Here is a 24,745-nt window from a genome sequence, read left to right as displayed (position 1 = left end):
CGCTGTTGGCGCCAACAACTCGACGTTCGTGAGCCGATTTCGCGTCAGTACAGCGCGTTGGCGAGGTTGCGTCGCCCGACGACGACCTCGGGATCGGCCGGGTCGAACAGTTCGAACAGCTCCACCAGGCGGGTGCGCACCAACGCGCGATCATCGCCGGATGTGCTGCGCACCAAGGCGATCAGTCGCTCGAACGCGGCGGCGACCTCTTGGTTGAGGATCTGCACGTCGGCGGCCGCGAGGGCGGCTTCGATGTCGGTCGGCGCCGCGTCGGCGACCGCGACGGCGTCCGGGCGCTGGGCGGTCGCGCGCGTCAGGAACTCGATCTGGCGGATCGCGCCCTTGGCCTCCGCGCTGGCCGGGTTGGCATCCAGGATCGACTGATAGGACGCCTTGGCGGCCTCGAAGTCACCGTCCTCCAGCTGCTGGCGCGCCGCGGCCAACTCGGGGTCGACGACGTCGGGTTCCGCGGAACCCGTTGCGCCCCTAAGCTTCCCGGCGGTCGCGGAGAGGATCTGGTCCAGCCAGCCGCGCAGTTGCTCGGCCGGCTGCACGCCTTGGAAACTCGAGATCGGCTGTCCGGCCGCCAAGGCCACCACGGTGGGGACGGCGTCGACGCCGAAGATCTGGGCGACCCTGGGCGCGACATCGACATTGACGGAGGTCAGCGACCACTTGCCGTTGTCCTGGCCGGACAGGCCCGACAGCGTGTCGAGGAGCTGGACGCACGCGTCGCTGCGCGGCGACCACAGCAGCACGACGACCGGCACTTCCTCGGACCGCAGCAGAACCTCGGCCTCGAAGTTGGCCTCGGTGACCGCGGTGATGCCGCCCCCCTCGGGGGTCGGGGGCGTGGGCCCTCCCGGAGCGGCGCCGGGCGACTGGGCGCGCTGCTTGAGACCGGACAGATCGACAGCACCGGTCAGTGCGGGGCCGATGGAAGGTCGCGGACGCGTCACGCCGTCAAGTTTGTCATGCGCGCGGGCTACCGATCCACCCGGTGGCGGCGCCGCTCGGGCACGGCCGGGACGGGGCCGAAAATCCCCTCAAAAAGGGGCGTGATCGGCCCGTATGACGAAGATCACAAAATTCTTGCCGCCGCACGGCGCCAGCAACGTCGCGGGGAGCGTCGATCCCTGGCTAACCCGCCCGCAGAACCAGGGCGTCGCCCTGCCCTCCGGCCCCGCAGAGCGCCGCGACGGCGTATCCGGACCCCCGCCGCGCCAATTCCAGCGCCGCATGCAGCGTGATGCGCGCTCCCGACATGCCGATGGGATGCCCGACCGCGATCGCGCCGCCGTTGACGTTGACGATGTCGGGATTCACGCCGAGTTCGCGGGTCGAGGCCAGCGCGACCGCGGCAAACGCCTCGTTGATCTCCACGACATCGAGCTGGTCGACGGAGATGCCCTCGCGGCCGATGGCCTTCTTGATCGCGTTGGCCGGCTGCGACTGCAGGGTGGAATCCGGACCGGCCACCACCCCGTGCGCGCCGATCTCGGCCAGCCAGCTCAGCCCCAGCTCCTGCGCTTTGGCCTTGCTCATCACCACCACCGCGGCGGCGCCATCGGAGATCTGGGAGGCCGAACCGGCGGTGATGGTGCCATCGCGGCGAAACGCCGGCTTGAGGCCGGCCAGCGACTCGGCCGTGGTGTTGGCGCGGATGCCTTCGTCCTCGGCGAACTGCAGCGGATCACCCTTGCGTTGCGGGATGTTGACCGGCACCACCTCGTCGGTGAAGACGCCGTCCTTCCACGCCGCGGCCGCCTTCTGATGCGACCGCGCAGCGAACTCGTCCTGCTCCTGGCGGGTGAACTTGTCGACGTCGTTGCGCTGTTCGGTGAGCGCGCCCATGGGCTGGTCGGTGAACACGTCGTGCAGGCCGTCGTAGGCCATGTGGTCGAGGACCGTGACGTCGCCGTACTTGTAGCCCGAGCGGCTGTCCATCAGCAGGTGCGGCGCCTTGGACATGGACTCCTGGCCGCCGGCGACCACCACGTCGAACTCCCCGGCGCGAATGAGCTGGTCGGCCAGCGCGATGGAGTCGATTCCGGACAGGCACATCTTGTTGATGGTCAGCGCCGGCACGTCCCAGCCGATGCCGGCGGCCACGGCCGCCTGGCGTGCGGGCATCTGGCCCGCCCCGGCCGTCAACACCTGGCCCATGATCACGTAGTCGACCAGCGAACCCGGCTCTTGAACATTTGGGAAGGCCTTCTCCAGCGCGCCGGCGATCGCGATGGCGCCCAGATCGCTGCCCGAGAAATCCTTCAGCGAACCCATCAGCTTGCCGATGGGTGTGCGCGCTCCAGCAACGATCACCGACGTCGTCATGACTCTCTCCTAAGGCCTGCTGGGCGCTCCCCCGACGGCCGATTCGGACTCCCGGAGAAGCGCAATCTTTGCCGCCAGGTTACCGTTATGTGATGACGACCGATCAAGTTGACGCCCGTCAGATCCTGGCCACCTCACTGGTGACGGCGATCGATCACGTCGGCATCGCAGTCGCCGACCTGGACGCCGCCATCGACTGGTACCACGACCACCTCGGCATGATCCTGGTGCACGAGGAAGTCAACGAGGAGCAGGGAATCCGCGAAGCCATGCTGGCGGTGCGGGGCGCCCCGGCGGGCACCGCGCAGATCCAGTTGATGGCCCCGATCGACGAGTCCTCGACGATCGCGAAGTTCCTCGACAAGCGCGGGCCGGGCATTCAGCAGATGGCCGTTCGGGTCAGCGACCTCGACGCCATGGTCGAGCGGCTCCGCGAGCAAGGCGTGCGGTTGATCTACGACGCGCCCCGGCGCGGCACGGCAAACTCCCGGATCAACTTCATCCACCCCAAGGACGGCGGCGGAGTGCTGATCGAGCTCGTCGAACCGGCCGCCTGAAAGCCGGTAGTCAAGACCACTTCCTGGTGGGACCGCGGGTGGCGCGGTGCGCCCAGCACGGCGTGTGCCAATGCCGGCGGTCCTCGACGTGACCCGCGCCTGTCCCGGACACCGAATCGATCGGCCACACCACCAAATGAGCTGAGCCGGAGCGGATTTCGTGATCACAGCCCGGGCAGCGATAGGTCTTGACCGCTCGGGCCGCTGCAACGGGACGGACCTCGTACTCGTGTCCGTCGGGCCCGACCTCCACCCGGCGCAACAGCGGCGCCGACGGCCGCTGCCTGCGTGGCGGTGGGCGGCGCCGAGGCATGCGATCAGTCTAGTGACGGGCTTCAGAACAGCCGGTACTCGTCGTTGTCCATGCCCCGCATCTTGTCGTAATCCAATGTCACACAACGGATCCCGCGATCGACGGCCAGGGTGCGCGCCTGCGGCTTGATCTGCTGCGCCGCGAAGACCCCTTGCACCGGCGCCAGCAGGCTGTCCCGGTTGAGCAGCTCGAGGTAGCGGGTGAGCTGCTCGACGCCGTCGATCTCGCCGCGCCGCTTGATCTCCACCGCCACCGAGCCGCCGCGTTCGTCGCGGCACAGCAGATCGACGGGGCCGATGGCGGTCATGTACTCGCGACGCACCAGCGTGTACCCCTCGCCGAGCAGCTGGACGTGCTCGGCGAGCAGCGCCTGCAGGTGCGCTTCGACGCCGTCCTTGACCAGCCCCGGGTCCACGCCGAGATCGTGGCTGGAGTCGTGTTCGATCTCCTCGACGGTGATGCGCAGTTGTTCGCCCGCCTTGTTTTCGACAACCCACACCGGGGGGTCACCGGCCTGCTCGCTCAGCCAGCACGGCGGGCTCATCCAATTCAGCGGTTTGTAGGCGCGGTCGTCGGCGTGCACACTGACCGATCCGTCGGCCTTGAACAGCAACAGCCTGCGCGCGGAGGGCAGGTGCGCGGTGAGCCGGCCGACGTAGTCCACGGTGCATTGAGCGATCACTAGACGCACCCGACTCACCTTAGAGCGTGGCCGACAAATTAGGCTGACGCCACCATGTCGGCCAACACGTCCTTGGCACAACGAATAGGCCGGGTGCTCGAGCGCGTCACCCGTCAGAGCGGCCGTCTGCCAGAGACGCCGGCGTACGGCTCCCTGCTGCTCGGTCGGGTGTCGGAAAGCCAGGGCCGCCGCCGGGTGCGCATCCAGATCATCATGACGGTGCTGGTGCTGGGCGCGAACCTGATCGGCATCGCCGTCGCGCTGTTTTTGGTGACGGTCGCCATCCCGGTGCCGAGCGTGTTCGACGACGCGCCGGCGTGGATCACGTTCGGTGCCTCCCCGGCCTACATCGTGGCGGCCTCGGCGTGGGGCACGTACTGGATCACCCGCCGGACCGTGATCGCCCTGCGCTGGGCGATTGAAGAGCGCGAGCCGACTCCAGAGGACGAGCGCAACACCTTTGTCGCGCCGTGGCGCATCGCCCTCGTCGACCTCGTCTTGTGGGGCGTCGGGACGATACTGCTGACGACGCTGTACGGCATGGTCAACACGCTCTTCATTCCGCGATTCCTGCTCGTCGTGAGCTTTGGCGGGGTGGTGGTCGCCACCGCTAGTTACCTGCTCGCGGAGTTCGCGCTGCGGCCCGTCGCCGCCCAGGCGCTCGAGGCCGGGCCACCGCCACGACGGTTCGCGGCGGGCATCATGGGCCGCACGATGGTCGTCTGGTTCCTCGGTTCGGCCGTGCCCGTCATCGGGATCATGATGCTCGCTCTGTTCGAGCTCGTGCTGCGCAATCTGACCCAGACGCAGTTCGCGGTGGCCGTGTTCATCGTGTCGATGGCCCCGTTGATCTTCGGGTGCGTCCTGATGTGGATCCTGGCCTGGCTCACCGCGACACCGGTGCGGGTGGTCCGTGCGGCCCTGGCGCGCGTCGAGCGCGGCGATCTGCGGGGGGACCTCGTGGTGTTCGACGGTACCGAACTCGGTGAGCTGCAACGCGGCTTCAACACGATGGTCGACGGCCTGCGGGAGCGGGAACGCGTCCGCGACCTCTTCGGCCGCCACGTCGGGCGTGAGGTGGCGCTGGCCGCGGAACGCGAACGGCCGAAGCTGGGCGGCGAAGAACGCCACGTCGCGGTCGTCTTCATCGACATCGTCGGGTCGACGCAGCTGGTGACGAGCCAGCCGCCGGCCGAAGTCGTTGCGGTGCTGAACCGTTTCTTCGCGATCGTCGTCGAGGAGGTCGACCGCTACTGCGGGCTGGTCAACAAATTCGAAGGCGACGCGACGCTGGCCATCTTCGGCGCGCCCAACCGCCTGGACAGTCCCGAAGATGCGGCGCTGGCCGCCGCGCGGTGTATCGCCGAGCGCCTGGCGGACGAGATGTCCGACCTCGAGGCCGGGATCGGCGTGGCCGCGGGCCAGGTCGTCGCCGGAAATGTCGGCGCCAAAGAACGATTCGAATACACCGTCATCGGGGAGCCGGTCAACGAGGCGGCGCGGCTGTGCGAGCTCGCCAAGTCACACACCAACCGTCTGCTCGCGACGGCCGACGCCATCGAGGGCGCAAGCGAAAACGAGCGGGCCCGTTGGTCATTGGGCGAAACGGTCACCCTGCGCGGGCACGAGCGCCCCACCCGGTTGGCGTCGCTCGTCGACGCCCCTTCATCCGCTCAGTAGGGCTTCGGCGGGCTCAGACCGCCACCTGGCGGTGGCGACTCTGGTTGCCGCCGCACCGTTTGGCTTCATACATCGCGGTGTCGGCCTGGGCGACCAATTGGTGGAACGCGTGCTCGGCATAGTCCGAGACGACGCTGCGCAACGCGAGGGTGGCGATTCCGACGCTGGCGGTCACCGATGCGTTCATCGCGGCTATCGCGTCACAGAGCTGTCGGCCCCACTCCGGCAGCTGGTCCGCGGTGACAATGTCGGCGACCAGGAACTCCTCCCCGCCGACGCGGCCGACGATCGCGGTCTCTCCGCAGGCGGTCGTCAGGGTGCCGGCCACCTCGATGAGCGCCTCATCGCCGGCGGCGTGCCCGCGGGTGTCGTTGAGCTCTTTGAAGCGGTCCAGATCGACCATGGCCACCGCCAAGAACATGTGATGCGCGCCCGCGAGCATCCGGCCGACTATCTCCCTGTCGCAGGCTCGCCGGTTCAGCAGGCCGGTCAGCGGATCGCGGTTGGCACGCGAGAGATCAACCCACAGGGCGCGCACCACGACCTGGATGGCGAGCGGAACGACCACGTTGAGTTCCAGAACCAGGAAGTAGCCGGTGAAGGCCAACACTGCTTGCCCCTCGGCGGCCAGACGCACCGCCTGCCAGGCCCCGATCGCGCTGGCCACGCCGAGGTTCAGCGCCATGAGCCTGGTGGTGTGGAAGAACGCGATGTAGCCGCCGGTCACCGAGAGCGCCGAGCAGGACATCAGCCCGACGAGCGGCTGGGGCTGCCACAGACAGCCGCCGCCAATGGATACGCAGCCGGTCATGATGTAGAAGATCGACTGGCGCCGGGTGGGCCATCCGCTCAACCACAGCACCGCCATGCCCAGTCCGATCACGGCGGACACGACCGAAACCGTCAGCGCCACATGGGGATACAACGGCTCGGGACCCCAGTACACATTGACGGGCACCAGCACCAACGAGGACGCCACGACAGCCAACACCCTGCGGGTGTTGGTGCTCAGCCCGTGCGCTTGCAAATAACCTGTCAGCCAATCGAAGTGGTCGTCCTGCCCCCACCACGTCGCCAGCCGCTTCATCGGTTCGCCTTTCCCCGAACTCACTCACCCCGTCGGGTCACGCCGTCAGAGCCGGCGAGTTGGGTCACAGTAAATACCATCGCGTGCGGGAAGTACCTCGAATCGACAAGAAAGCCGCTCCGACGTGAGGCCAACCGACACCGCCCACCACGATGTCGCTTTCCCGCTAGTTTTGTCGGTGCCCGGGTGTAAGTCTGGAAGCGTGCACGACGATTTCGACCGCTGCTACCGCGCCGTCCAGTCCAAGGACGCCCGGTTCGACGGCTGGTTCGTCACCGCGGTGCTGACCACCCGGATCTACTGCCGGCCCAGCTGCCCCGTGCGGCCGCCGTTCGCCCGCAACGTGCGGTTCTACCCCACCGCGGCGGCCGCCCAGCGGGCCGGCTTTCGGGCCTGCAAACGGTGCCGTCCCGATGCCTCTCCGGGTTCCCCCGAATGGAACGTGCGCGGTGACGTGGTGGCGCGCACGATGCGGCTGATCGCCGACGGCACCGTGGACCGCGACGGTGTGGGTGGTCTGGCCGCCCACCTCGGTTACACCACTCGCCAGCTCGAACGGCTCCTGCAGGCCGAGGTCGGCGCCGGCCCGCTGGCACTGGCCCGGGCGCAGCGCGCCCAGACCGCCCGCGTGTTGATCGAGACGACGGACCTGCCGTTCGGCGACGTCGCATTCGCCGCGGGCTTTTCCAGCATCCGTCAGTTCAACGACACCGTGCGATCGGTGTTCGAAGGCACACCGAGCGCCCTGCGCCGGCGCGCGGCCGCCCGTACCGCGTCCGAGGCCAATTCGCCTGGCACCGTGTGCCTTCGGCTCCCGGTGCGCACACCCTTCGCCTACGAGGGCGTCTTCGGCCATCTCGCGGCCGGCGCCGTTCCCGGTTGCGAGGAGGTCCGCGATGGCGGGTACCGACGCAGCTTGCGCCTTCCGTTCGGCAACGCCATCGTGACCCTGACGCCCGCCGTCGACCATGTCCGTTGCGTCCTCGTGCTCGACGATTTCCGCGATCTGACCACGGCGATCGCCCGCTGCCGGCGGCTGCTGGACCTCGACGCGGACCCGGAGGCGGTCGACGAAGCGCTGGGCGCGGACGCCGGTCTGCGACCCGTCGTGGCCAAGGCGCCCGGGCAGCGCATTCCGCGCACCGTCGACGAAGCCGAACTCGCGGTGCGCGCAGTGCTCGGGCAGCAGGTGTCGACCAGGGCCGCGAGCACCCATGCCGGCCGGCTGGTCGCCGCGTACGGACGGCCGGTCAACGACGCCGAGGGAACGTTGACCCACACCTTCCCCTCGGTCGAGGAGCTCGCCGAGATCGATCCCGTCCATCTGGCGGTGCCCAAGGCCCGCCGCCGCACGCTGAGCGCATTGGTTGCCGGCCTCGCCGACGGCAGCATCGTGCTGGACACCGGATGCGACTGGGACAGTGCCCGCAGACAGTTGCTCGCGCTGCCCGGGGTGGGCCCCTGGACCGCGGAAGTGATCGCGATGCGCGGCCTTGGCGACCCCGACGCCTTCCCCGCCAGCGACCTCGGGCTGCGCCTGGCCGCCAAACAGCTGGGATTGCCGTCCGACGAACGCTCCCTCGTGGAACGCGGCGCCCGTTGGCGCCCCTGGCGTTCCTATGCCACCCAATATCTTTGGACCACTCTCGAGCATCCCGTAAACCATTGGCCGCCACAGGAGGTCGCATGATCCGCGCCGGCGACGATGCAGAGCGAAGCGATGAGGAGGAGTGGCGCACATGATCGAGTACCGCACCATCGACAGCCCCATCGGATTGCTCACCCTGGCCGGTCGCGGCTCCGTATTGACGAACCTACGGATGGTCGACCAGACCTATGAGCCGAGCCGCGCCGGCTGGTCGCCGAACCCGCGGGCGTTCGGCGCCGCCGTCGAGCAGCTGGCCGCCTATTTCGCCGGCGAGCGCACCGACTTCGATTTCGAGTTCGACCTGCACGGCTCCGAGTTCCAGCGGCGCGTGTGGAAGGCGTTGCTGACGATTCCCTATGGGGAGACGAGGTCATACGGATGGATCGCCGAGCAGATCGGCGCTCCGGGGTCCGCGCGCGCCGTGGGATTGGCCAACGGGCACAATCCGATCGCGATCGTGGTGCCCTGCCACCGGGTGATCGGCTCGAACGGCAGCCTCACCGGCTACGGCGGCGGCCTGCAGCGCAAGCGCGCCCTGCTGGATCTGGAAAAGACCCACAGTTGCGCAACGCTGTTCGACTGACCGCCGGCGGTGGTCGCGTTTCTTTTGCGAGGTCCGTCGTACGACGCTATCGTCCATATTTGTGGACGACAGTGCGAAGGATCCGGCGGTGGTGCTGCCGTATCTGGTCGGTAGACCCCTGGCGGCCACCGAGGTCTACGAAGCGTTCGGCTACCGCAAGTCCGCGTACTACAAGGCGGCTCGCGAGGGCAGGCTGATCACCGCCGACAACCTGATCAGGGCGGCCAAGTATTTGGGGTTGAACCCGGTCGACCTGCAGGTCCGCTACGGTCTGATCGACCCCGACTCGGTCACCGAGTACCTGGAGTCCCAGACCGGCCCGCCCAGGCTGCGCGACCTTCGCCCCGATCCCAACAGTCCGCCCGTCTGAGCGGCACTGCCGGACCGTTTGGATGATCAAAACCGCACTCATCGTCGTCACCTTGGCCGCCCTTCTGTGCAGCCTGTGGATCCGGCGTTACACCTGGCGCTCCCGATGGGAGGCCGGCGCCACCCGCAACATCGCACTGCATGGCTGCGCGGTGCTGCTGATGTCGCACTGGGCCGCGGCCGCGCTCGGACCCCCGCTACACCGCGTCTTCGGGCTGTGGAACGTGCAACACCTGCTCGGACACATCTGCTGGATCTTCGCGGTGACGGCGATCATCCGCCATGGGCTCATCCGCCTGGTCGACGAAGCCCACGAGAGCGAGCTGTTGCGCAAGCACGTCACGCGCCCGCTACGCATCGCGGTTCCGCTGCTGGTGGTTCTGTTCGTCATCGCCGACGAGGGCCATCACCTCGACTTCTTCGCGGCCCCCGCCGACTTCTGGCTGCTGGCTTACTGGCTGGTCCTGGGCGCCCTGATGATCTACCTGCTCTCCTACGCCGGGCGAGTGCTGCTGATCCTGCGGACGGATCCCCGCTCAACGACGACCGTCGACCTCTACCTGATCTCGGCGGGATTCGGGGTGGCGGCGAGCGTGATTCAAATCGGCACCGCCTGGGCGGGCACGGACATCGCCTTGCCCGTCTGGTTGTGCGCCTGCCTGAGCGCCATCGGCTTCGCCTACGGATCCGCGCGATCGTGGCAGGCCAAGGTGGCCTGGTTCACGTCCGGCAAGTAGGCCATCCCGCGCCTTCGGCGACCTGAGCGTTTATCCGCCCACCACGTGCCGCGCTACCACCATCGGGCGGAACCCGTACCGCTGCCCGACGATCTTGCCCCCGGCCCCCCGGCCCGTGCCCGACAGCGGGATGCCGCGGAGCAACCCGCTTCCCTTGGCTTCGGCGCCGGCGCCGACGGTGCTCACCGCCGGCGCGGCTGTGTCCGCGCTTGCCGCCGGAGCCGCGGCGGCCCAACTCTGCGGCACCGACAAGTGACCCACCGTGGCCGCCCTGCCCAGACCCGCCGACACGGGCGAGGACGCACCCGAGGACACCGGGCCACCGCCGAGCGTTCCACCCACACCGCGCAAGCTTGCCGCGGCCGTCGCGCCTTTGCCGTCACCGGCGGCCGGCATCACGCCTTCCCAGATCTTCATCATGTGCTCCCAGTCGCCCGCGTGGTTGTAGGCCATACCAAGGTGGTTGGTATACAACGAGGTCAACTTTTTCCAGGACTCCGATGCCGACGATTCGGATGCCCCTGACGAGCCTTCCACCACTGCGCTGGAGACCAACGTTGGGTTTGCTAACCCCGAGGTGGAGGCACCGGGTTGCGTGCTTGTTTCGGCCGCCGTGTCGGCGGCATGGGCGACCGCGGCCGCTTGACCGCCCTCCCCCGCCGGGTTGGTGGTGGAGGGCGGCTGGTCGAACGGGGGCAACGCCGAGGCGCCGGCCGACGCCGCGGCATAGCCATACATCGCGGCCGCGTCCTGGGCCCACATCTCGGCGTAGTGGGCCTCGGTGGCCGCGATCGCGGGCAGGTTCTGGCCGAAGAAGTTCGTCGCGATCAGCATCATCAATTGGGCGCGGTTGGCCGCGATCACCGGTGGCGGAACCGTCATCGCGAACGCCGCCTCGTAGGCCCCCGCGGCGGCCTTCGCCTGGACCGCCGTCTGTTCGGCCTGTGCGGCGGTCGCGGTGAGCCACGCCACGTAGGGGGCCGAGGCGGCGGCCATCGTCGCCGACGCCGGGCCCAGCCACGCGCCGGTGAGTTCGGCGATCAACGAACCGTAGGAGGCTGCGGTGGTGTACAGCTCGATGGCCAACCCGTCCCAGGCCGCGGCGGCCGCCAGCATCGGCCCCGAACCCGCACCGACGTACATCCGCCCGGAGTTGACCTCCGGCGGAAGCGCCCCGTAATCCACTAAGTGGTCCCCTCGTCTTGTCGGCGACGGCTGTCGCACGCGCGCCGACGCCCCCCGAAACTGTGGTCAGATACTTGTGCGCGGGTACCGTCCAGCGCAGCCGCCGGCGTCGGCCGTCGAATCACGAACGCGATGCCGATCCTCGGGCACGGCGGTCATCTCTTATGAGTGGACGTTTGTACACATATGTGATCGTAAGAACATATATGTACATATGAGTTCACAGATATGAACTGAATCTAGCTGAAGATGAACACTTGTCTTTAGCAATACACTATTGGGCGCGCAGCCCTTAACCTCGCGGTGGAGCGGCTTTCAGCGGCCGTTCAGCACCGTTGAATCGGAACCAGCGAGGAGAGAATCACCGTGTCGTTCGTGACCACCCAGCCCGAAGCGTTAACCGCCGCAGCCCAGAACTTGGCTGCCATCGGCTCGGCGCTGGCCGCACAGAATGCAGCGGCATCGGCGCCGACGATGGGAGTGGTACCCGCGGCAACCGACGAGGTCTCCGTGCTGGTTGCCGCGCAGTTCGCCACGCACGCCCAGATGTATCAGACCGTCTGCGCCCAGGCCACGGTGATTCACGACAGCTTCGTGAGAATGCTGCACTTCGGCGCCGGCTCATATGCGGCAACCGAAGCCATCAACGCCGCCGCGTCCAGCTGAGGCGGGTGCGACGTGCTGGATTTCGGAGCGTTACCCCCGGAGATCCATTCGGAGCGCATGTATTCCGGCCCGGGCTCGGCCTCGATGATGGCCGCGGCGTGGGCCTGGAATCTGCTGGCCGCGGAGTTGGATTCCGCGGCCAACGACTACGACAGGATCATCACGCAACTGGTGAGCGAAGAGTGGATGGGCCCGGCCTCGGCCCAGATGGCCGAGGCCGCCAAACCCTATGTGGCGTGGATGCGCACCACCTCCGTACAGGCCGAACAGGCCGCCGTTTCGGCCAGGGCCGCGGCGGGCGCCTACGAAGCGGCGTTTGCCGCCACGGTTCCCCCACCGCTGATCGAAGCCAACCGCGCCCAACTCGTCCAGGCGGTGTCGACCAATGTCCTGGGCCAAAACACGCCGCTGATCGTCCAGCTCGAGACGCAATACGCCGAAATGTGGGCGCAAGACGCTACGGCGATGTACGGCTACGCGGGTCAGGCCGCGCCGGTCACCCAGGTGACACCGTTCACCCGGCCGGCGGAGACCACCAATCCGGCCGGCGAGGCCATGCAGGCAGCCTCCGTCGCTCAGGCGGCCGGCACCTCGGCCGGGGCGGAGTCGGCACAGTCACAGTTGCTGTCCTCGGTACCGCCCACACTGCAGGCACTGTCGTCGCCCGCGGCGGCGAACACGGAACTGCCGCCGATCACCGACGTGCTGGAACAGAACCCCGTGTTCGACATGTGGGCCGAATACGCCAGCCCTGCCCAGAACACCCTCGCGATGATGTATCGCGTTACCGGGATGTCGACCCACTTCCTATCGCTCTCAAAGGGTTTGGCTCCCGCAGCCAAGGCCGCCAGTGAGGGACCCGACTTAGGACAATTTAGTGTGCATGGCTGCCGTTGATCTTGGCGATGGCGTCGCGGAGGTTGTCGGGTAGCGGGTCGACAGCGGTCAGGACTTGCTTGCCTGCTTTGATCTGTACGGTTCGGTAGCGGCGTGCGGTGCGGACGAATTTCTTGATGCTCCAGCCGGTTTGGGTCTCGATGTAGTGGCTGACGGCCAGGGCGGCGAACACGATGGTCAGGTGAGCGTCGATGGATTCGCGCTTGTGGTGGTAGATGGGCCTGGCCTGCAGGTCGTGCTTGGACATCCGGAAGCTCTTCTCGATGCGCCAGAGTTGGTGGTAGGCCCCGATGACGAACTCCGGTGTGTGTTCGACGAGGTTGGTGGTGTAGCCCTTCAGCCCAGCCAGGCTGCGGGCCTTGGTCTCCAACTCTCGGTTGACGCTCTTGGTGGCGCCCGTGAGCTTGATGAATCGGTTGCGTTTGACCGGGGCTCGCCCGTCAACGGCCTTCTCGGCTTTGGTGACCTGCTCGGTGATGCCGCGCAACGTGCGGCGGGCGCGGTCGTTGCGGTATTGGTAGTAGACGACTCGGTCGGGGATGCCGCGGGTCTTCTCGCTGCTGGTCGCGGGCCAGGGTTGGGTGAAGATCTGCCCATCGTCGATGTCCCGGTCGGGATGTTTGTCGCGCCATTCGCGCACGACATCGGGCACGAACGGGATCTTGATGCCCAGGATGAACGACAACCCCGAGGCTTTCAGCGCGATCTGGTTGGCTTCAGAGATCATGCCGGCATCGGCGACGACGATGACATCGGTGAGGTTGTGGGCGGCCTTGAACGCGTTGATCACTGGCAGCATGGTCGCAGTCTCGGCCTTGTTGCCCTCGAACGCCTCGACGGCCAACGGGAACCCTGACGCGTCGGTGAGCAGCCCGATGGTGATTTGAGGCTCGAGGCGGCGTTCCTTGGAGAATCCCGGTTCGCGGAACCCGTCACCGGTATCGGTTTCGAAGTACAACGTCGAGACGTCGTAGAGCACCAGCGACGTGGGGCCCAGTCCGGCGCGAGCCGCGCACGCCGCTGACAGTGCTTGGCGCACAGCAGGTTTAGCGAAATTCGGCAGTCGACGCGTGACCGTGCGGTAGTCGACGGGTTCGAGGCCGGTCTCGGCGAGCACCCGTAGCGAGTCGGCCTTGCTGGTCGGTTCGATGATGCGGGCCAACACCAGATCGCGGAACACCTCATCGCCGCCGGTTGCCGCGTCGAAACCGAGCACCTGGTAGGCCGCGCACAACGATTCCCACAGCGGGGTCGACTTCGTCGAGACGATCTCCAACGGATCACCATCAATACCGACGGTGGCCAGCCCGAGGTCAAGGGTGGTTTGGCCCTCGGCCAGGCGCTGGCGGGCCGCGGCCTTGAGTGCTTCGACCTCGCCGTCGTCGTGCGCCGAGCCCAAATGCTCGATCTTGCGCGACCCACGCCGGGTCGACCACACGATCTGCACCGCAGTCGCGCCCGAGGCGGTCTTTACGGTGCGCACATAGGCCACCACAGGACCCTAGAGCCCAGGATTTAGTGTGCAGATTTCGACCCGATGCCCAGCGAATCCGCAGGTCAAATCCCTGAAGGACTGGGCAACGCCAGAAAATGTCCTAAGTCGGGTCAAAGGGTTTGGCTCCCGCAGCCAAGGCCGCCAGTGAGGGAGCGAAGGCCGCCGCGAGCCTGCCCGCCGTGGGCGCATCGCTGCGCGGGCTGGCCGGTGGCGGCGGCGCCATATCGGCGACTTTGGCTTCTGCGGCGCCGGTCGGCGGCCTCTCCGTGCCCCCCGCCTGGACCTCCGCGGCGGGCCCGGCGGTCGCCTCCGGAGCCTCGTCGATTCCGGTCAGCCGCTTCATCACCACTCCCGAGACATCGGGACCCGGAAACCTATTGGGCGGTATGCCGCTGGCTGGTGTCGGCGGGGGTTCGACCGGCGCCGGCCCGCGCTACGGGATCCGCCCGACGGTGATGGCCCGCCCGCCGTTTGCCGGCTAGCCGAGCAACAACGTCCCGAGCAATCGGGTCGAGATCCGGCTCAGCGCACCGCCGTTGGCATCGCGGAGGGCGCTGCACCCCCGGCTCCACCGTGGCCCGTCGACCGCGCGTACCGCGTCGCCGGCTTACGGACACGGGACGCGGCGATCCCGCATGCCGGTGTAAATCCCTGTGCGCCAGTGGTTTTGGCTACGAATGCAAAAACACCCCCGTTGCCGGGGGTGTTTTTGTGTATGTTCGGCGGTGTCCTACTTTTCCACCCGTATGGGCAGTATCATCGGCGCTGACAGGCTTAGCTTCCGGGTTCGGAATGGGACCGGGCGTTTCCCTGTCGCTGTGGCCGCCGTAACTCTATTTAAATTTGTTTGGTGGGGGGTGCGGTGTTCAAGCTTCCAGCGGCAAAATGCCGCCGAAATGGACTGTGGTTGCGATTGTGTGTTGGTAAGTTTTCGGCCGGTTAGTGCCAGTTCCCTGCACTCATTGCTGAGCTTCCAGGTCTGGCCTATCGAACCCGTGGTCTGCGGGGGGCCTTATCCCTCTAAAAGGGTGAGAAACCTGATCTTGGAGAAGGTTTCCCGCTTAGATGCTTTCAGCGGTTATCCTGTCCGAACGTGGCTATCCAGCCGTGCTCCTGGTGGAACAACTGGTATACCAGAGGTTCGTCCGTCCCGGTCCTCTCGTACTAGGGACAGGTTTCCTCAAGTTTCTGACGCGCGCGGCGGATAGAGACCGAACTGTCTCACGACGTTCTAAACCCAGCTCGCGTGCCGCTTTAATGGGCGAACAGCCCAACCCTTGGGACCTGCTCCAGCCCCAGGATGCGACGAGCCGACATCGAGGTGCCAAACCATCCCGTCGATATGGACTCTTGGGGAAGATCAGCCTGTTATCCCCGGGGTACCTTTTATCCGTTGAGCGACACCCCTTCCACTCGGGGGTGCCGGATCACTAGTCCCGACTTTCGTCCCTGCTTGACTTGTAAGTCTCGCAGTCAAGCTCCCTTGTGCACTTACACTCGTCACCTGATTGCCGTCCAGGTTGAGGGAACCTTTGGGCGCCTCCGTTACATTTTAGGAGGCAACCGCCCCAGTTAAACTACCCGCCAGGCACTGTCCGTGAACCCGGTAAGGGTTCGACGTTAGGTGTCCAATACGATCAGAGTGGTATTTCAACAACGACTCCATACAAACTGGCGTCTGTATTTCACAGTCTCCCACCTATCCTACACAAACCGTACCGAACACCAATACCAAGTTGTAGTGAAGGTCCCGGGGTCTTTTCGTCCTGCCGCGCGTAACGAGCATCTTTACTCGTAGTGCAATTTCGCCGAGTCTATGGTTGAGACAGTTGGGAAGTCGTTACGCCATTCGTGCAGGTCGGAACTTACCCGACAAGGAATTTCGCTACCTTAGGATGGTTATAGTTACCACCGCCGTTTACTGGGGCTTAAATTCTCCGCTTCACCTTACGGTTAACGGGTCCTCTTAACCTTCCAGCACCGGGCAGGCGTCAGTCCGTATACATCGTCTTGCGACTTCGCACGGACCTGTGTTTTTAGTAAACAGTCGCTACCCACTGGTTTCTGCGGCCGGATCCCGCTCCCACCGCAAGGGTGTTCACGGTATTCCGGCCCCCCTTCTCCCGAAGTTACGGGGGCATTTTGCCGAGTTCCTTAACCATAGTTATCTCGTACGCCTTGGTATTCTCTACCTGACCACCTGTGTTGGTTTGGGGTACGGGCCGTGTATGTGCTCGCTAGAGGCTTTTCTTGGCAGCAGAGGATCACCGAATTCACCTCAATCGGCTATGCATCACCTCTCAGGATTAATGAGCGACGGATTTGCCTATCGCTCTCCCTACAGGCTTGCCCCAGTATTACCACTGACTGGTACGGCTACCTTCCTGCGTCACCCCATCGCTTGACTACTACCAGCGAAGGTCCCACGCAGCCCCGAAACTCCATGCCCCCGAAGGGGAATGGTCGATCCGGTTTTGGGTGGTTAGTACCGCTGATTCATCAGGGACGCCCATACACGGGTACGGGAATATCAACCCGTTGTCCATCGACTACGCCTGTCGGCCTCGCCTTAGGTCCCGACTCACCCTGGGCGGACTGGCCTGGCCCAGGAACCCTTGGTCTTACGGCGGGCAAGGTTCTCACTTGCCTTATCGCTACTCATGCCTGCATTCTCACTCCCCCACCCTCCACCACCGGTCACCCGGAGGCTTCGCTGAATGAGGGACGCTCCCCTACCCACATCCACGTAAACGTGAATGTGCCGCGGCTTCGGCGGTGTGCTTGAGCCCCGCTACATTATCGGCGCATAATCACTTGACCAGTGAGCTATTACGCACTCTTTCAAGGGTGGCTGCTTCTAAGCCAACCTCCTGGTTGTCTCTGCGACTACACATCCTTTTCCACTTAGCACACGCTTAGGGGCCTTAGCCGGCGATCTGGGCTGTTTCCCTTTCGACGTACGGAGCTTATCCCCCGCCGTCTCACTGCCACGCTTTACACCACGGCATTCGGAGTTTGGCTGACGTCAGTAACCTAGTAGGGCCCATCGGCCATCCAGTAGCTCTACCTCCGTGGTGAACCACGCAACGCTGCACCTAAATGCATTTCGGGGAGAACCAGCTATCACGGAGTTTGATTGGCCTTTCACCCCTACCCACAGCTCATCCCCTCAGTCTTCAACCTAAGTGGGTTCGGGCCTCCACGCGGTCTTACCCGCGCTTCACCCTGGCCATGGGTAGATCACTCCGCTTCGGGTCCAGAACACGCCACTACACCCCAAAGGGGATGCGCCCTATTCAGACTCGCTTTCGCTGCGGCTACCCCGCACGGGTTAACCTCGCGACGTGTCCCTGACTCGCAGGCTCATTCTTCAAAAGGCACGCCATCACCCCACAAGGAGGCTCTGACGGATTGTAGGCACACGGTTTCAGGTACTATTTCACTCCCCTCCCGGGGTACTTTTCACCATTCCCTCACGGTACTAATCCGCTATCGGTCATCGAGAAGTATTTAGGCTTACCGGGTGGTCCCGGCAGATTCACAGCAGATTCCACGGGCCCGCTGCTACTCGGGAATTGATACAAGGTAGGTGACGGGTTTTCGCGTACCGGGCTCTCACCGTCTACGGCAGACCATCCCAGGCCACTTCCGCTAACCACGACACTTTCTGACTACCCCTCAGCCAGGTAGAGCTGAGATGTATCCTCCCACAACCCCGCACACACAACCCCTACCCGGTATCACATGCGTGCGGTTTAGCCTGTTCCGCGTTCGCTCGCCACTACTTACGGAATCACAATTGTTTTCTTCTCCTACGGGTACTGAGATGTTTCACTTCCCCGCGTTCCCTCCCGCACCCTATATATTCAGATGCGGGTAACACGACATCACTCGTGCTGGGTTTCCCCATTCGGAAATCCTCGGATCAATGCTCGGTTGACAGCTCCCCGAGGCATATCGCAGCCTCCCACGTCCTTCATCGGCTCTCGATGCCAAGGCATCCACCATGCGCCCTTAAACACTTACTTACACACAAAAACCAAAGAAGAAATTACACATTTCGACGAACGCATCAGCCCTAAGGACTATGCGCTCATCTAGATGCTCGCAACCACTATCCAATACTCAAACACCACACCCCACCACCAAGATGGAGGGACTCCACACGGATCGACCGAGTGTTGTCTCAGGGCCCAATAGTGTGTCTGGCAATCATTTGCTGTTGTGCACCCGGCCCCCGTCCACTACAGACGGGAACCCCTCACGGCTCGCACCCCACCAATTGGAGTGCTTTTCGTGGTGCTCCTTAGAAAGGAGGTGATCCAGCCGCACCTTCCGGTACGGCTACCTTGTTACGACTTCGTCCCAATCGCCGATCCCACCTTCGACAGCTCCCTCCCAAGGGTTAGGCCACTGGCTTCGGGTGTTACCGACTTTCATGACGTGACGGGCGGTGTGTACAAGGCCCGGGAACGTATTCACCGCAGCGTTGCTGATCTGCGATTACTAGCGACTCCGACTTCATGGGGTCGAGTTGCAGACCCCAATCCGAACTGAGACCGGCTTTAAAAGGATTCGCTTAACCTTGCGGCATCGCAGCCCTTTGTACCGGCCATTGTAGCATGTGTGAAGCCCTGGACATAAGGGGCATGATGACTTGACGTCATCCCCACCTTCCTCCGAGTTGACCCCGGCAGTCTCTCACGAGTCCCCGGCATTACCCGCTGGCAACATGAGACAAGGGTTGCGCTCGTTGCGGGACTTAACCCAACATCTCACGACACGAGCTGACGACAGCCATGCACCACCTGCACACAGGCCACAAGGGAACGCCTATCTCTAGACGCGTCCTGTGCATGTCAAACCCAGGTAAGGTTCTTCGCGTTGCATCGAATTAATCCACATGCTCCGCCGCTTGTGCGGGCCCCCGTCAATTCCTTTGAGTTTTAGCCTTGCGGCCGTACTCCCCAGGCGGGGTACTTAATGCGTTAGCTACGGCACGGATCCCAAGGAAGGAAACCCACACCTAGTACCCACCGTTTACGGCGTGGACTACCAGGGTATCTAATCCTGTTCGCTCCCCACGCTTTCGCTCCTCAGCGTCAGTTACTGCCCAGAGACCCGCCTTCGCCACCGGTGTTCCTCCTGATATCTGCGCATTCCACCGCTACACCAGGAATTCCAGTCTCCCCTGCAGTACTCTAGTCTGCCCGTATCGCCCGCACGCTCACAGTTAAGCCGTGAGATTTCACGAACAACGCGACAAACCACCTACGAGCTCTTTACGCCCAGTAATTCCGGACAACGCTCGCACCCTACGTATTACCGCGGCTGCTGGCACGTAGTTGGCCGGTGCTTCTTCTCCACCTACCGTCAATCCGAGAAAACCCGGACCTTCGTCGATGGTGAAAGAGGTTTACAACCCGAAGGCCGTCATCCCCCACGCGGCGTCGCTGCATCAGGCTTGCGCCCATTGTGCAATATTCCCCACTGCTGCCTCCCGTAGGAGTCTGGGCCGTATCTCAGTCCCAGTGTGGCCGGACACCCTCTCAGGCCGGCTACCCGTCGTCGCCTTGGTAGGCCATCACCCCACCAACAAGCTGATAGGCCGCGGGCCCATCCCACACCGCAAAAGCTTTCCACCTAAAGACATGCGCCTAAAGGTCCTATCCGGTATTAGACCCAGTTTCCCAGGCTTATCCCGAAGTGCAGGGCAGATTGCCCACGTGTTACTCACCCGTTCGCCACTCGAGTACCCCCGAAGGGGCCTTTCCGTTCGACTTGCATGTGTTAAGCACGCCGCCAGCGTTCGTCCTGAGCCAGGATCAAACTCTCCAAACAAAAACTCCTCGATGAACGAGGTGAATTTCAAATCAGAGATACCTGACAAGACACCAAATAACTGGCATCAAAAATTGCCATACCCACACACGGGGAGTGCTAGGTATGGCCAAAAAACAACAACAAATAAAAAGACCAAACACACTATTGAGTTCTCAAACAACACTTGTTTCGCCCGTTTTGGGGCAACCCTGCCAGCTTAATACAAGTCCGGCAGTGGAGTCAACTCCCAGTTTTGGTCTTCCAGAGACCGAGTCGGGAGCAGCCGTGCCAGGCTAGTACCAATCCAGCGAGGGAGTCAAGGCCCCGCTCTCGTCCACCTTCGCGTCGGTGATCGCGCTTGTGGGGCACTGACTTTGGTTACTCTACCCGCTCGATCTCCGCTCCCAAAATCGCCAGGTTTTCCACGAACAACGGGTAGCCGCGATCGATGTGGAAGACGTCGTGAACCTCGGTGTCGCCGTCGGCGACGAGCCCCGCCAACACCAGGCCGGCGCCGGCCCGGATGTCCGAACACCACACCGGCGCGCTCGACAATTGCGGCAGCCCACGCACGACGGCATGGTGCCCGTCGGTGCGGGCGTCGGCGCCCAGCCGGATCATTTCCTCGACGAAACGAAAGCGCGCCTCGAATACGTTCTCGGTGATCATCGACGTGCCATCGGCGATCGACGCCAGCGCGATCGCCATGGGCTGCAGGTCGGTGGGAAACCCGGGAAACGGCAGGGTCGCGACATTGACGGCCTTCGGGCGCTCGTACTGGGCCACCCGGAAGCTGCTTTCCGTTTGGGTGACGGTGGCGCCGGCGTCGTGCAGCTTGTGCAGCACCACCTGCAGGTGCGCCGGGTCGACACCGGTGACCGAGATGTCTCCGCGGGTCATCGCGGCGGCGATGCCCCACGTGGCGGCGACGATGCGATCCCCGATGACGCGGTGTTCGGTCGGGTGCAGCCGCGGGACGCCGGTGATGGTCATCGTCGGCGAACCGGCGCCTTCGACCTGCGCGCCCATCTGGTTCAACATCGTGCAGAGGTCGACGACGTCGGGTTCGCGCGCGGCGTTGTGGATCGTGGTCACACCTTCGGCCACGACCGCCGCCATCAGGATGTTCTCGGTGGCCCCCACCGACGGAAACTCCAACTGAATCTCCGCGCCGCGCAACGTATCAGCCTGCGCCACGACGCATCCGTGTTCGATGTTGCATTGCGCGCCCAGCTGGCGCAGGCCGGCCTGGTGCATGTCCAGCGGCCGCGAGCCGATCGCGTCTCCGCCGGGAAGGGCGACGCGGGCCCGCTTACACCGACCGACCAGGGGGCCCAGTACGCACACCGAAGCCCGGAACTGGCGCACCGCCGCGAAGTCGGCATCGTATTTCGGCTCGTCGGGCGAGGTGATCCGGGCGACGTCACCGTCGAGTTCGACGGTTGCCCCGAGGCCGCGCAGCACCTCGGCCATCAGCGGCACGTCGAGGATGTCGGGGCAATTGGTGATGGTGCTGGTGCCCTCGGCCAACAACGCCGCGGCCATCAGCTTGAGCACGCTGTTCTTTGCGCCTCCCACCGCGACTTCGCCGGACAACCGGTTGCCGCCGGTCACCACGAATCGCTCAGCCACCCGGGTCAGTCTAGTGAAGCGGTATCGGCTTGTCAGTCGGCCGGCGATCGAGCCAAGTCCCGGCCCCTACACGCGCCGCAGTACCGTTTTGCTCATGGCAGTGCACCTGACCCGCATCTACACGCGGACCGGCGACGACGGCACCACGGGATTGAGTGACTTCTCCCGGGTCCCGAAAACCGACCCCCGCCTGGTGGCCTACGCCGACTGCGATGAGGCCAACTCGGCGATCGGCGTCGCCGTCGCCGTCGGTCAGCCCGACGACGAGCTCAAGGCCGTGTTACGCCAGATCCAAAATGACCTCTTCGACGCCGGCGCGGACCTGTCCACCCCGGTGGTGGAAAACCCCGAGTACCCGCCCTTGCGGGTCACCCAGCCCTACATCGATCGGCTCGAAAAATGGTGCGACACATACAACGAGTCGTTGCCGAAGCTGAATTCCTTTATATTGCCGGGTGGTTCGCCACTGTCGGCGCAGTTGCACGTCGCCCGCACCGTGGTGCGCCGCGCGGAACGTTCGGCCTGGACCGCGATCAACGCCGCGCCGCAGCAGGTCAACGTCCTGCCCGCGCGGTACCTGAACCGCCTTTCGGACCTACTGTTCATCCTGTCGCGCGTGGCCAATCCCGATGGCGATGTGCTCTGGAAGCCGGGCGGTGGGGAAGCCGTCACGAGTTAGCCGAAGCGGCAAGGTGTTTGGTGTGGCCTAGATGCTGCGCCGGCGGGAACGCGGCGACGGGCGCGACTCCAGCCACGACAGGAACGCGGTCAGCGCACCCTTGTCGAAGGCGATCTCGTAGCCAGACCTGCGGTCCTGGGTCGTGTCGCGCAGTTCGATGACGACGATCTCGTCGGTCATGATGTCGAATTCGTCGCCACGCGGCGCGCGCCGGGCCACGATCTCAACGCCTCGCCGGCTCAGCCGCCGGTCCGGCCACAGTCGCAGGCTGGAGAGCCGGTAGAACGCGGCTTCGCCGCCGCGGTAACGGATTACACCATGCCGCCAGCCGTGACCGCCCACCGCGGGAACGTCGCGCATGATCCCCGCCGTGCCGCCCTGGCGCAGCTTCCACAGCCGATAACTCAACGCAACGACGGCGGCCGCCAGCACGACGACGAGCACGACCATGGCGGTCATGGGCGCGCTCATCGGCGCTTAGTCGATCGCGCCGACGGCGCGCAATCTGGCGCGCCCCCTGGCGGCGATACGCGGATCGTCCGACTCAGAAGCCTCTCTCGCGGCGCTCTCGTCGATCTCCGACTCGAACTCGGCGGATTCGGCCAGGATGGTCACCGTCTCCTCGGTGACCGACAAGAATCCGCCATCCACCGCGACCCGGAGATCGTCGTCGCCCTCTCGTTCGACGCGCACCATTGCGTCGTCGACCAATTGCGCGACCAACGGGATGTGCCGCGGCATGATGCCGATCTCACCGACGGTGGTGCGGGTGAACAGAAACGTTGCCGCACCCGACCAGATCTTTCGGTCGACGGCGACGATCTCAACGTTCAATTCGGCCATGCCACAGACCCCTTCGATAGCGTGCGAGCCCGTTTCGGCCCGGGTGCAAGTTAGAGCTTGGCGCCAAGGCTCTCTGCCTTCTTGGCCAGGTCGTCCAGACCGCCGATCAAGAAGAAGGCCTGCTCGGGCACGTGGTCGAACTCGCCCTTGGTCACGCGGTCGAACGCCTCGATGGTCTCCTTCAGCGGAACCGTCGAACCCGGCTGACCGGTGAACTGCTCGGCCGCCATCATGTTCTGCGACAGGAACCTCTCGATGCGCCGCGCCCGCTGCACCAGCTGCTTGTCCTCTTCGGACAGCTCGTCGATACCGAGGATCGCGATGATGTCCTGAAGGTCCTTGTACCGCTGCAGGATTCGGATGACTTCCTGGGCCACGCGGTAGTGCTCGTCACCGACGACGCTCGGGTCGAGGATGGTCGAGCTAGAGGCCAGCGGGTCCACCGCGGGGAAGATGCCCTTGGAGAACACCGAACGCGACAGCTCGGTGGTGGCATCCAGGTGCGCGAAGGTCGTCGCCGGCGCCGGGTCGGTGTAGTCGTCGGCGGGCACGTAGACCGCCTGCATGGACGTAATCGACTTGCCTCGCGTCGAGGTGATGCGCTCCTGCAGTTCGCCCATCTCGTCGGCCAGCGTGGGCTGGTAGCCGACCGCCGAGGGCATACGACCGAGCAGCGTCGACACCTCCGAACCGGCCTGGGTGAACCGGAAGATGTTGTCGATGAACAACAACACGTCCTGGCCGGCCTCGTCACGGAACCACTCGGCCATGGTCAGCGCGGAAAGCGCCACTCGCATACGGGTACCGGGCGGCTCGTCCATCTGACCGAACACCAGCGCGGTGTCCTTGAGCACGTCGGCCTCTTGCAGTTCGACCCAGAGGTCGTTGCCCTCGCGGGTGCGCTCCCCCACCCCGGCGAACACCGACGTACCACCGAAGTTACGGGCGATGCGGTTGATCATCTCCTGGATGAGCACCGTCTTGCCGACACCCGCACCACCGAACAGCGCGATCTTGCCACCACGCACGTACGGGGTGAGCAGGTCGACGACCTTGAGGCCGGTTTCGAGCATCTCGGTGCGAGGCTCGAGCTCTTCGAACGGCGGCGGCTTGCGGTGAATCGACCAGTGCTCGAGGTCTTCTCCGTAGCCCGGCTTGTCGAGGCAGTGCCCCAGGGCGTTGAAGACGTGGCCCTTGACCTCCTGGCCGACGGGCACCGAGATGGAACGACCCGTGTCGGTCACCTCGACCCCACGCACCAGGCCGTCGGTGGGCTGCAGCGAGATGGTGCGCACCAGGTTGTCCCCGAGGTGCTGGGCGACCTCGAGCGTGAGGGTCTTCGCCAGTTCCTCGAACGTGATCTCCGCGTTGAGCGCGTTGAACAGTTCCGGCACGGAACCGCGGGGGAACTCGACGTCGACGACGGGCCCGGTGACCCGTACCACCCGGCCGCTGGTGTCGCTCTTGGCCGACTTCGTGGACTTCTCGTCGGTTGCTGTCGTAGCAGGCATAATTTCTTTCGCTTCCTAGTGGTG

21 protein-coding genes and 3 rRNA genes are annotated in these 24,745 nt (G+C 64.9%); 10 read left to right on the top strand and 14 right to left on the bottom strand.

Going from position 1 to position 24,745, the window contains the following annotated elements:
* Positions 1-44: 44 nt before the first annotated feature.
* Together W7S_RS06760 and W7S_RS06755 are read right to left on the bottom strand one after the other, a co-directional pair.
* Complete coding sequence (locus W7S_RS06760) at positions 45-959, bottom strand: tetratricopeptide repeat protein (protein WP_014711090.1); 915 nt, start codon at positions 957-959, stop codon at positions 45-47.
* A gap of 181 nt (positions 960-1,140) precedes the next feature.
* Positions 1,141-2,334: an acetyl-CoA C-acetyltransferase gene (locus W7S_RS06755; protein WP_014711089.1), complete on the bottom strand. Its 1,194-nt coding sequence runs from the start codon at positions 2,332-2,334 to the stop codon at positions 1,141-1,143.
* 89 nt (positions 2,335-2,423) lie between these two features.
* On the opposite strand from W7S_RS06755, the gene mce reads away from it, so the two are divergent.
* Entirely contained in the window at positions 2,424-2,891 is a 468-nt protein-coding gene (gene mce, locus W7S_RS06750; RefSeq protein WP_014379600.1) for a methylmalonyl-CoA epimerase, read from the top strand.
* A 10-nt stretch (positions 2,892-2,901) separates the two neighbouring features.
* On the opposite strand, the gene W7S_RS25945 is transcribed toward mce, so the two are convergent.
* A complete protein-coding gene (locus tag W7S_RS25945; RefSeq protein ID WP_080552542.1) occupies positions 2,902-3,204 on the bottom strand; it encodes a hypothetical protein in 303 nt (100 codons plus the stop codon).
* Positions 3,205-3,226: 22 nt separating this feature from the next.
* Entirely contained in the window at positions 3,227-3,895 is a 669-nt protein-coding gene (nucS, locus tag W7S_RS06745) for an endonuclease NucS (protein WP_008254859.1), read from the bottom strand.
* A 45-nt stretch (positions 3,896-3,940) separates the two neighbouring features.
* On the opposite strand from nucS, the gene W7S_RS06740 reads away from it, so the two are divergent.
* Complete coding sequence (locus W7S_RS06740) at positions 3,941-5,566, top strand: adenylate/guanylate cyclase domain-containing protein (protein ID WP_036428635.1); 1,626 nt, start codon at positions 3,941-3,943, stop codon at positions 5,564-5,566.
* A 13-nt stretch (positions 5,567-5,579) separates the two neighbouring features.
* On the opposite strand, the gene W7S_RS06735 is transcribed toward W7S_RS06740, so the two are convergent.
* Positions 5,580-6,653, bottom strand: a complete 1,074-nt coding sequence (locus tag W7S_RS06735) for a GGDEF domain-containing protein (protein WP_008254855.1) — start codon at positions 6,651-6,653, stop codon at positions 5,580-5,582.
* 202 nt (positions 6,654-6,855) lie between these two features.
* Between W7S_RS06735 and W7S_RS06730 the strand changes: the two genes are divergently transcribed.
* From W7S_RS06730 to W7S_RS06715, 4 genes are all read left to right on the top strand, one after another.
* Positions 6,856-8,343: a DNA-3-methyladenine glycosylase 2 family protein gene (locus W7S_RS06730; protein WP_008254852.1), complete on the top strand. Its 1,488-nt coding sequence runs from the start codon at positions 6,856-6,858 to the stop codon at positions 8,341-8,343.
* 49 nt (positions 8,344-8,392) lie between these two features.
* Positions 8,393-8,884, top strand: coding sequence for a methylated-DNA--[protein]-cysteine S-methyltransferase (locus W7S_RS06725; RefSeq protein WP_008254850.1), 492 nt, complete (start codon positions 8,393-8,395; stop codon positions 8,882-8,884).
* Between the two features lie 61 nt (positions 8,885-8,945).
* Positions 8,946-9,254 (top strand): hypothetical protein, encoded by a 309-nt coding sequence (locus W7S_RS06720; protein ID WP_008254847.1) that lies wholly within the window; start codon positions 8,946-8,948, stop codon positions 9,252-9,254.
* Positions 9,255-9,276: 22 nt separating this feature from the next.
* Positions 9,277-9,990, top strand: a complete 714-nt coding sequence (locus W7S_RS06715; RefSeq protein WP_008254846.1) for a hypothetical protein — start codon at positions 9,277-9,279, stop codon at positions 9,988-9,990.
* Positions 9,991-10,020: 30 nt separating this feature from the next.
* Here the strand turns inward: W7S_RS06715 and W7S_RS06710 are convergent, their stop codons facing one another.
* The gene (locus tag W7S_RS06710) at positions 10,021-11,175 is read right to left on the bottom strand and encodes a PPE family protein (protein WP_008254843.1); all 1,155 of its coding nucleotides are present in this window, start codon (positions 11,173-11,175) and stop codon (positions 10,021-10,023) included.
* A gap of 366 nt (positions 11,176-11,541) precedes the next feature.
* Here W7S_RS06710 and W7S_RS06705 point away from each other — a divergent pair, with 366 nt between their 5' ends.
* On the top strand, positions 11,542-11,841 hold the full coding sequence (locus W7S_RS06705; protein ID WP_008254840.1) for a PE family protein: 300 nt from the start codon (positions 11,542-11,544) through the stop codon (positions 11,839-11,841).
* A gap of 12 nt (positions 11,842-11,853) precedes the next feature.
* Positions 11,854-12,738, top strand: a complete 885-nt coding sequence (locus W7S_RS06700; RefSeq protein ID WP_014711088.1) for a PPE family protein — start codon at positions 11,854-11,856, stop codon at positions 12,736-12,738.
* Here the strand turns inward: W7S_RS06700 and W7S_RS06695 are convergent.
* On the bottom strand, positions 12,716-14,185 hold the full coding sequence (locus tag W7S_RS06695; protein ID WP_014711087.1) for an IS1634 family transposase: 1,470 nt from the start codon (positions 14,183-14,185) through the stop codon (positions 12,716-12,718). The genes W7S_RS06700 and W7S_RS06695 overlap by 23 nt on opposite strands.
* Positions 14,186-14,352: 167 nt before the next feature.
* On the opposite strand from W7S_RS06695, the gene W7S_RS06690 reads away from it, so the two are divergent.
* On the top strand, positions 14,353-14,715 hold the full coding sequence (locus tag W7S_RS06690; RefSeq protein ID WP_014711086.1) for a PE/PPE C-terminal domain-containing protein: 363 nt from the start codon (positions 14,353-14,355) through the stop codon (positions 14,713-14,715).
* Between the two features lie 235 nt (positions 14,716-14,950).
* Here W7S_RS06690 and rrf read toward each other — a convergent pair.
* From rrf to murA, 4 genes are all read right to left on the bottom strand, one after another.
* Positions 14,951-15,063: ribosomal RNA gene (rrf, locus tag W7S_RS06685) — 5S ribosomal RNA — on the bottom strand.
* A gap of 89 nt (positions 15,064-15,152) precedes the next feature.
* Positions 15,153-18,261: ribosomal RNA gene (locus W7S_RS06680) — 23S ribosomal RNA — on the bottom strand.
* A gap of 282 nt (positions 18,262-18,543) precedes the next feature.
* Positions 18,544-20,074: ribosomal RNA gene (locus tag W7S_RS06675) — 16S ribosomal RNA — on the bottom strand.
* Together the 16S, 23S and 5S rRNA genes form the textbook arrangement of a ribosomal RNA operon.
* Before the next feature lie 360 nt (positions 20,075-20,434).
* Entirely contained in the window at positions 20,435-21,688 is a 1,254-nt protein-coding gene (gene murA, locus W7S_RS06670) for a UDP-N-acetylglucosamine 1-carboxyvinyltransferase (RefSeq protein WP_008254832.1), read from the bottom strand.
* 94 nt (positions 21,689-21,782) lie between these two features.
* Between murA and W7S_RS06665 the strand changes: the two genes are divergently transcribed.
* Positions 21,783-22,367 (top strand): cob(I)yrinic acid a,c-diamide adenosyltransferase, encoded by a 585-nt coding sequence (locus W7S_RS06665; protein ID WP_008254830.1) that lies wholly within the window; start codon positions 21,783-21,785, stop codon positions 22,365-22,367.
* A 27-nt stretch (positions 22,368-22,394) separates the two neighbouring features.
* Here the strand turns inward: W7S_RS06665 and W7S_RS06660 are convergent, their stop codons facing one another.
* From W7S_RS06660 to atpD, 3 genes are read right to left on the bottom strand one after another with little or no spacing between them, the layout of a single operon-like run.
* Complete coding sequence (locus tag W7S_RS06660) at positions 22,395-22,838, bottom strand: DUF2550 domain-containing protein (protein WP_009955321.1); 444 nt, start codon at positions 22,836-22,838, stop codon at positions 22,395-22,397.
* A gap of 6 nt (positions 22,839-22,844) precedes the next feature.
* Positions 22,845-23,210: a F0F1 ATP synthase subunit epsilon gene (locus tag W7S_RS06655; RefSeq protein WP_008254826.1), complete on the bottom strand. Its 366-nt coding sequence runs from the start codon at positions 23,208-23,210 to the stop codon at positions 22,845-22,847.
* Between the two features lie 50 nt (positions 23,211-23,260).
* Positions 23,261-24,721: a F0F1 ATP synthase subunit beta gene (atpD, locus tag W7S_RS06650; RefSeq protein ID WP_008254823.1), complete on the bottom strand. Its 1,461-nt coding sequence runs from the start codon at positions 24,719-24,721 to the stop codon at positions 23,261-23,263.
* Positions 24,722-24,745 lie beyond the last annotated feature (24 nt).

The sequence above is a fragment of the Mycobacterium sp. MOTT36Y genome (assembly GCF_000262165.1).
In the GTDB taxonomy this organism is placed as follows: domain Bacteria; phylum Actinomycetota; class Actinomycetes; order Mycobacteriales; family Mycobacteriaceae; genus Mycobacterium; species Mycobacterium intracellulare.
Note: the sequence above shows the minus strand (reverse complement) of the source record. Positions and strands in the feature narration are given on the sequence as shown.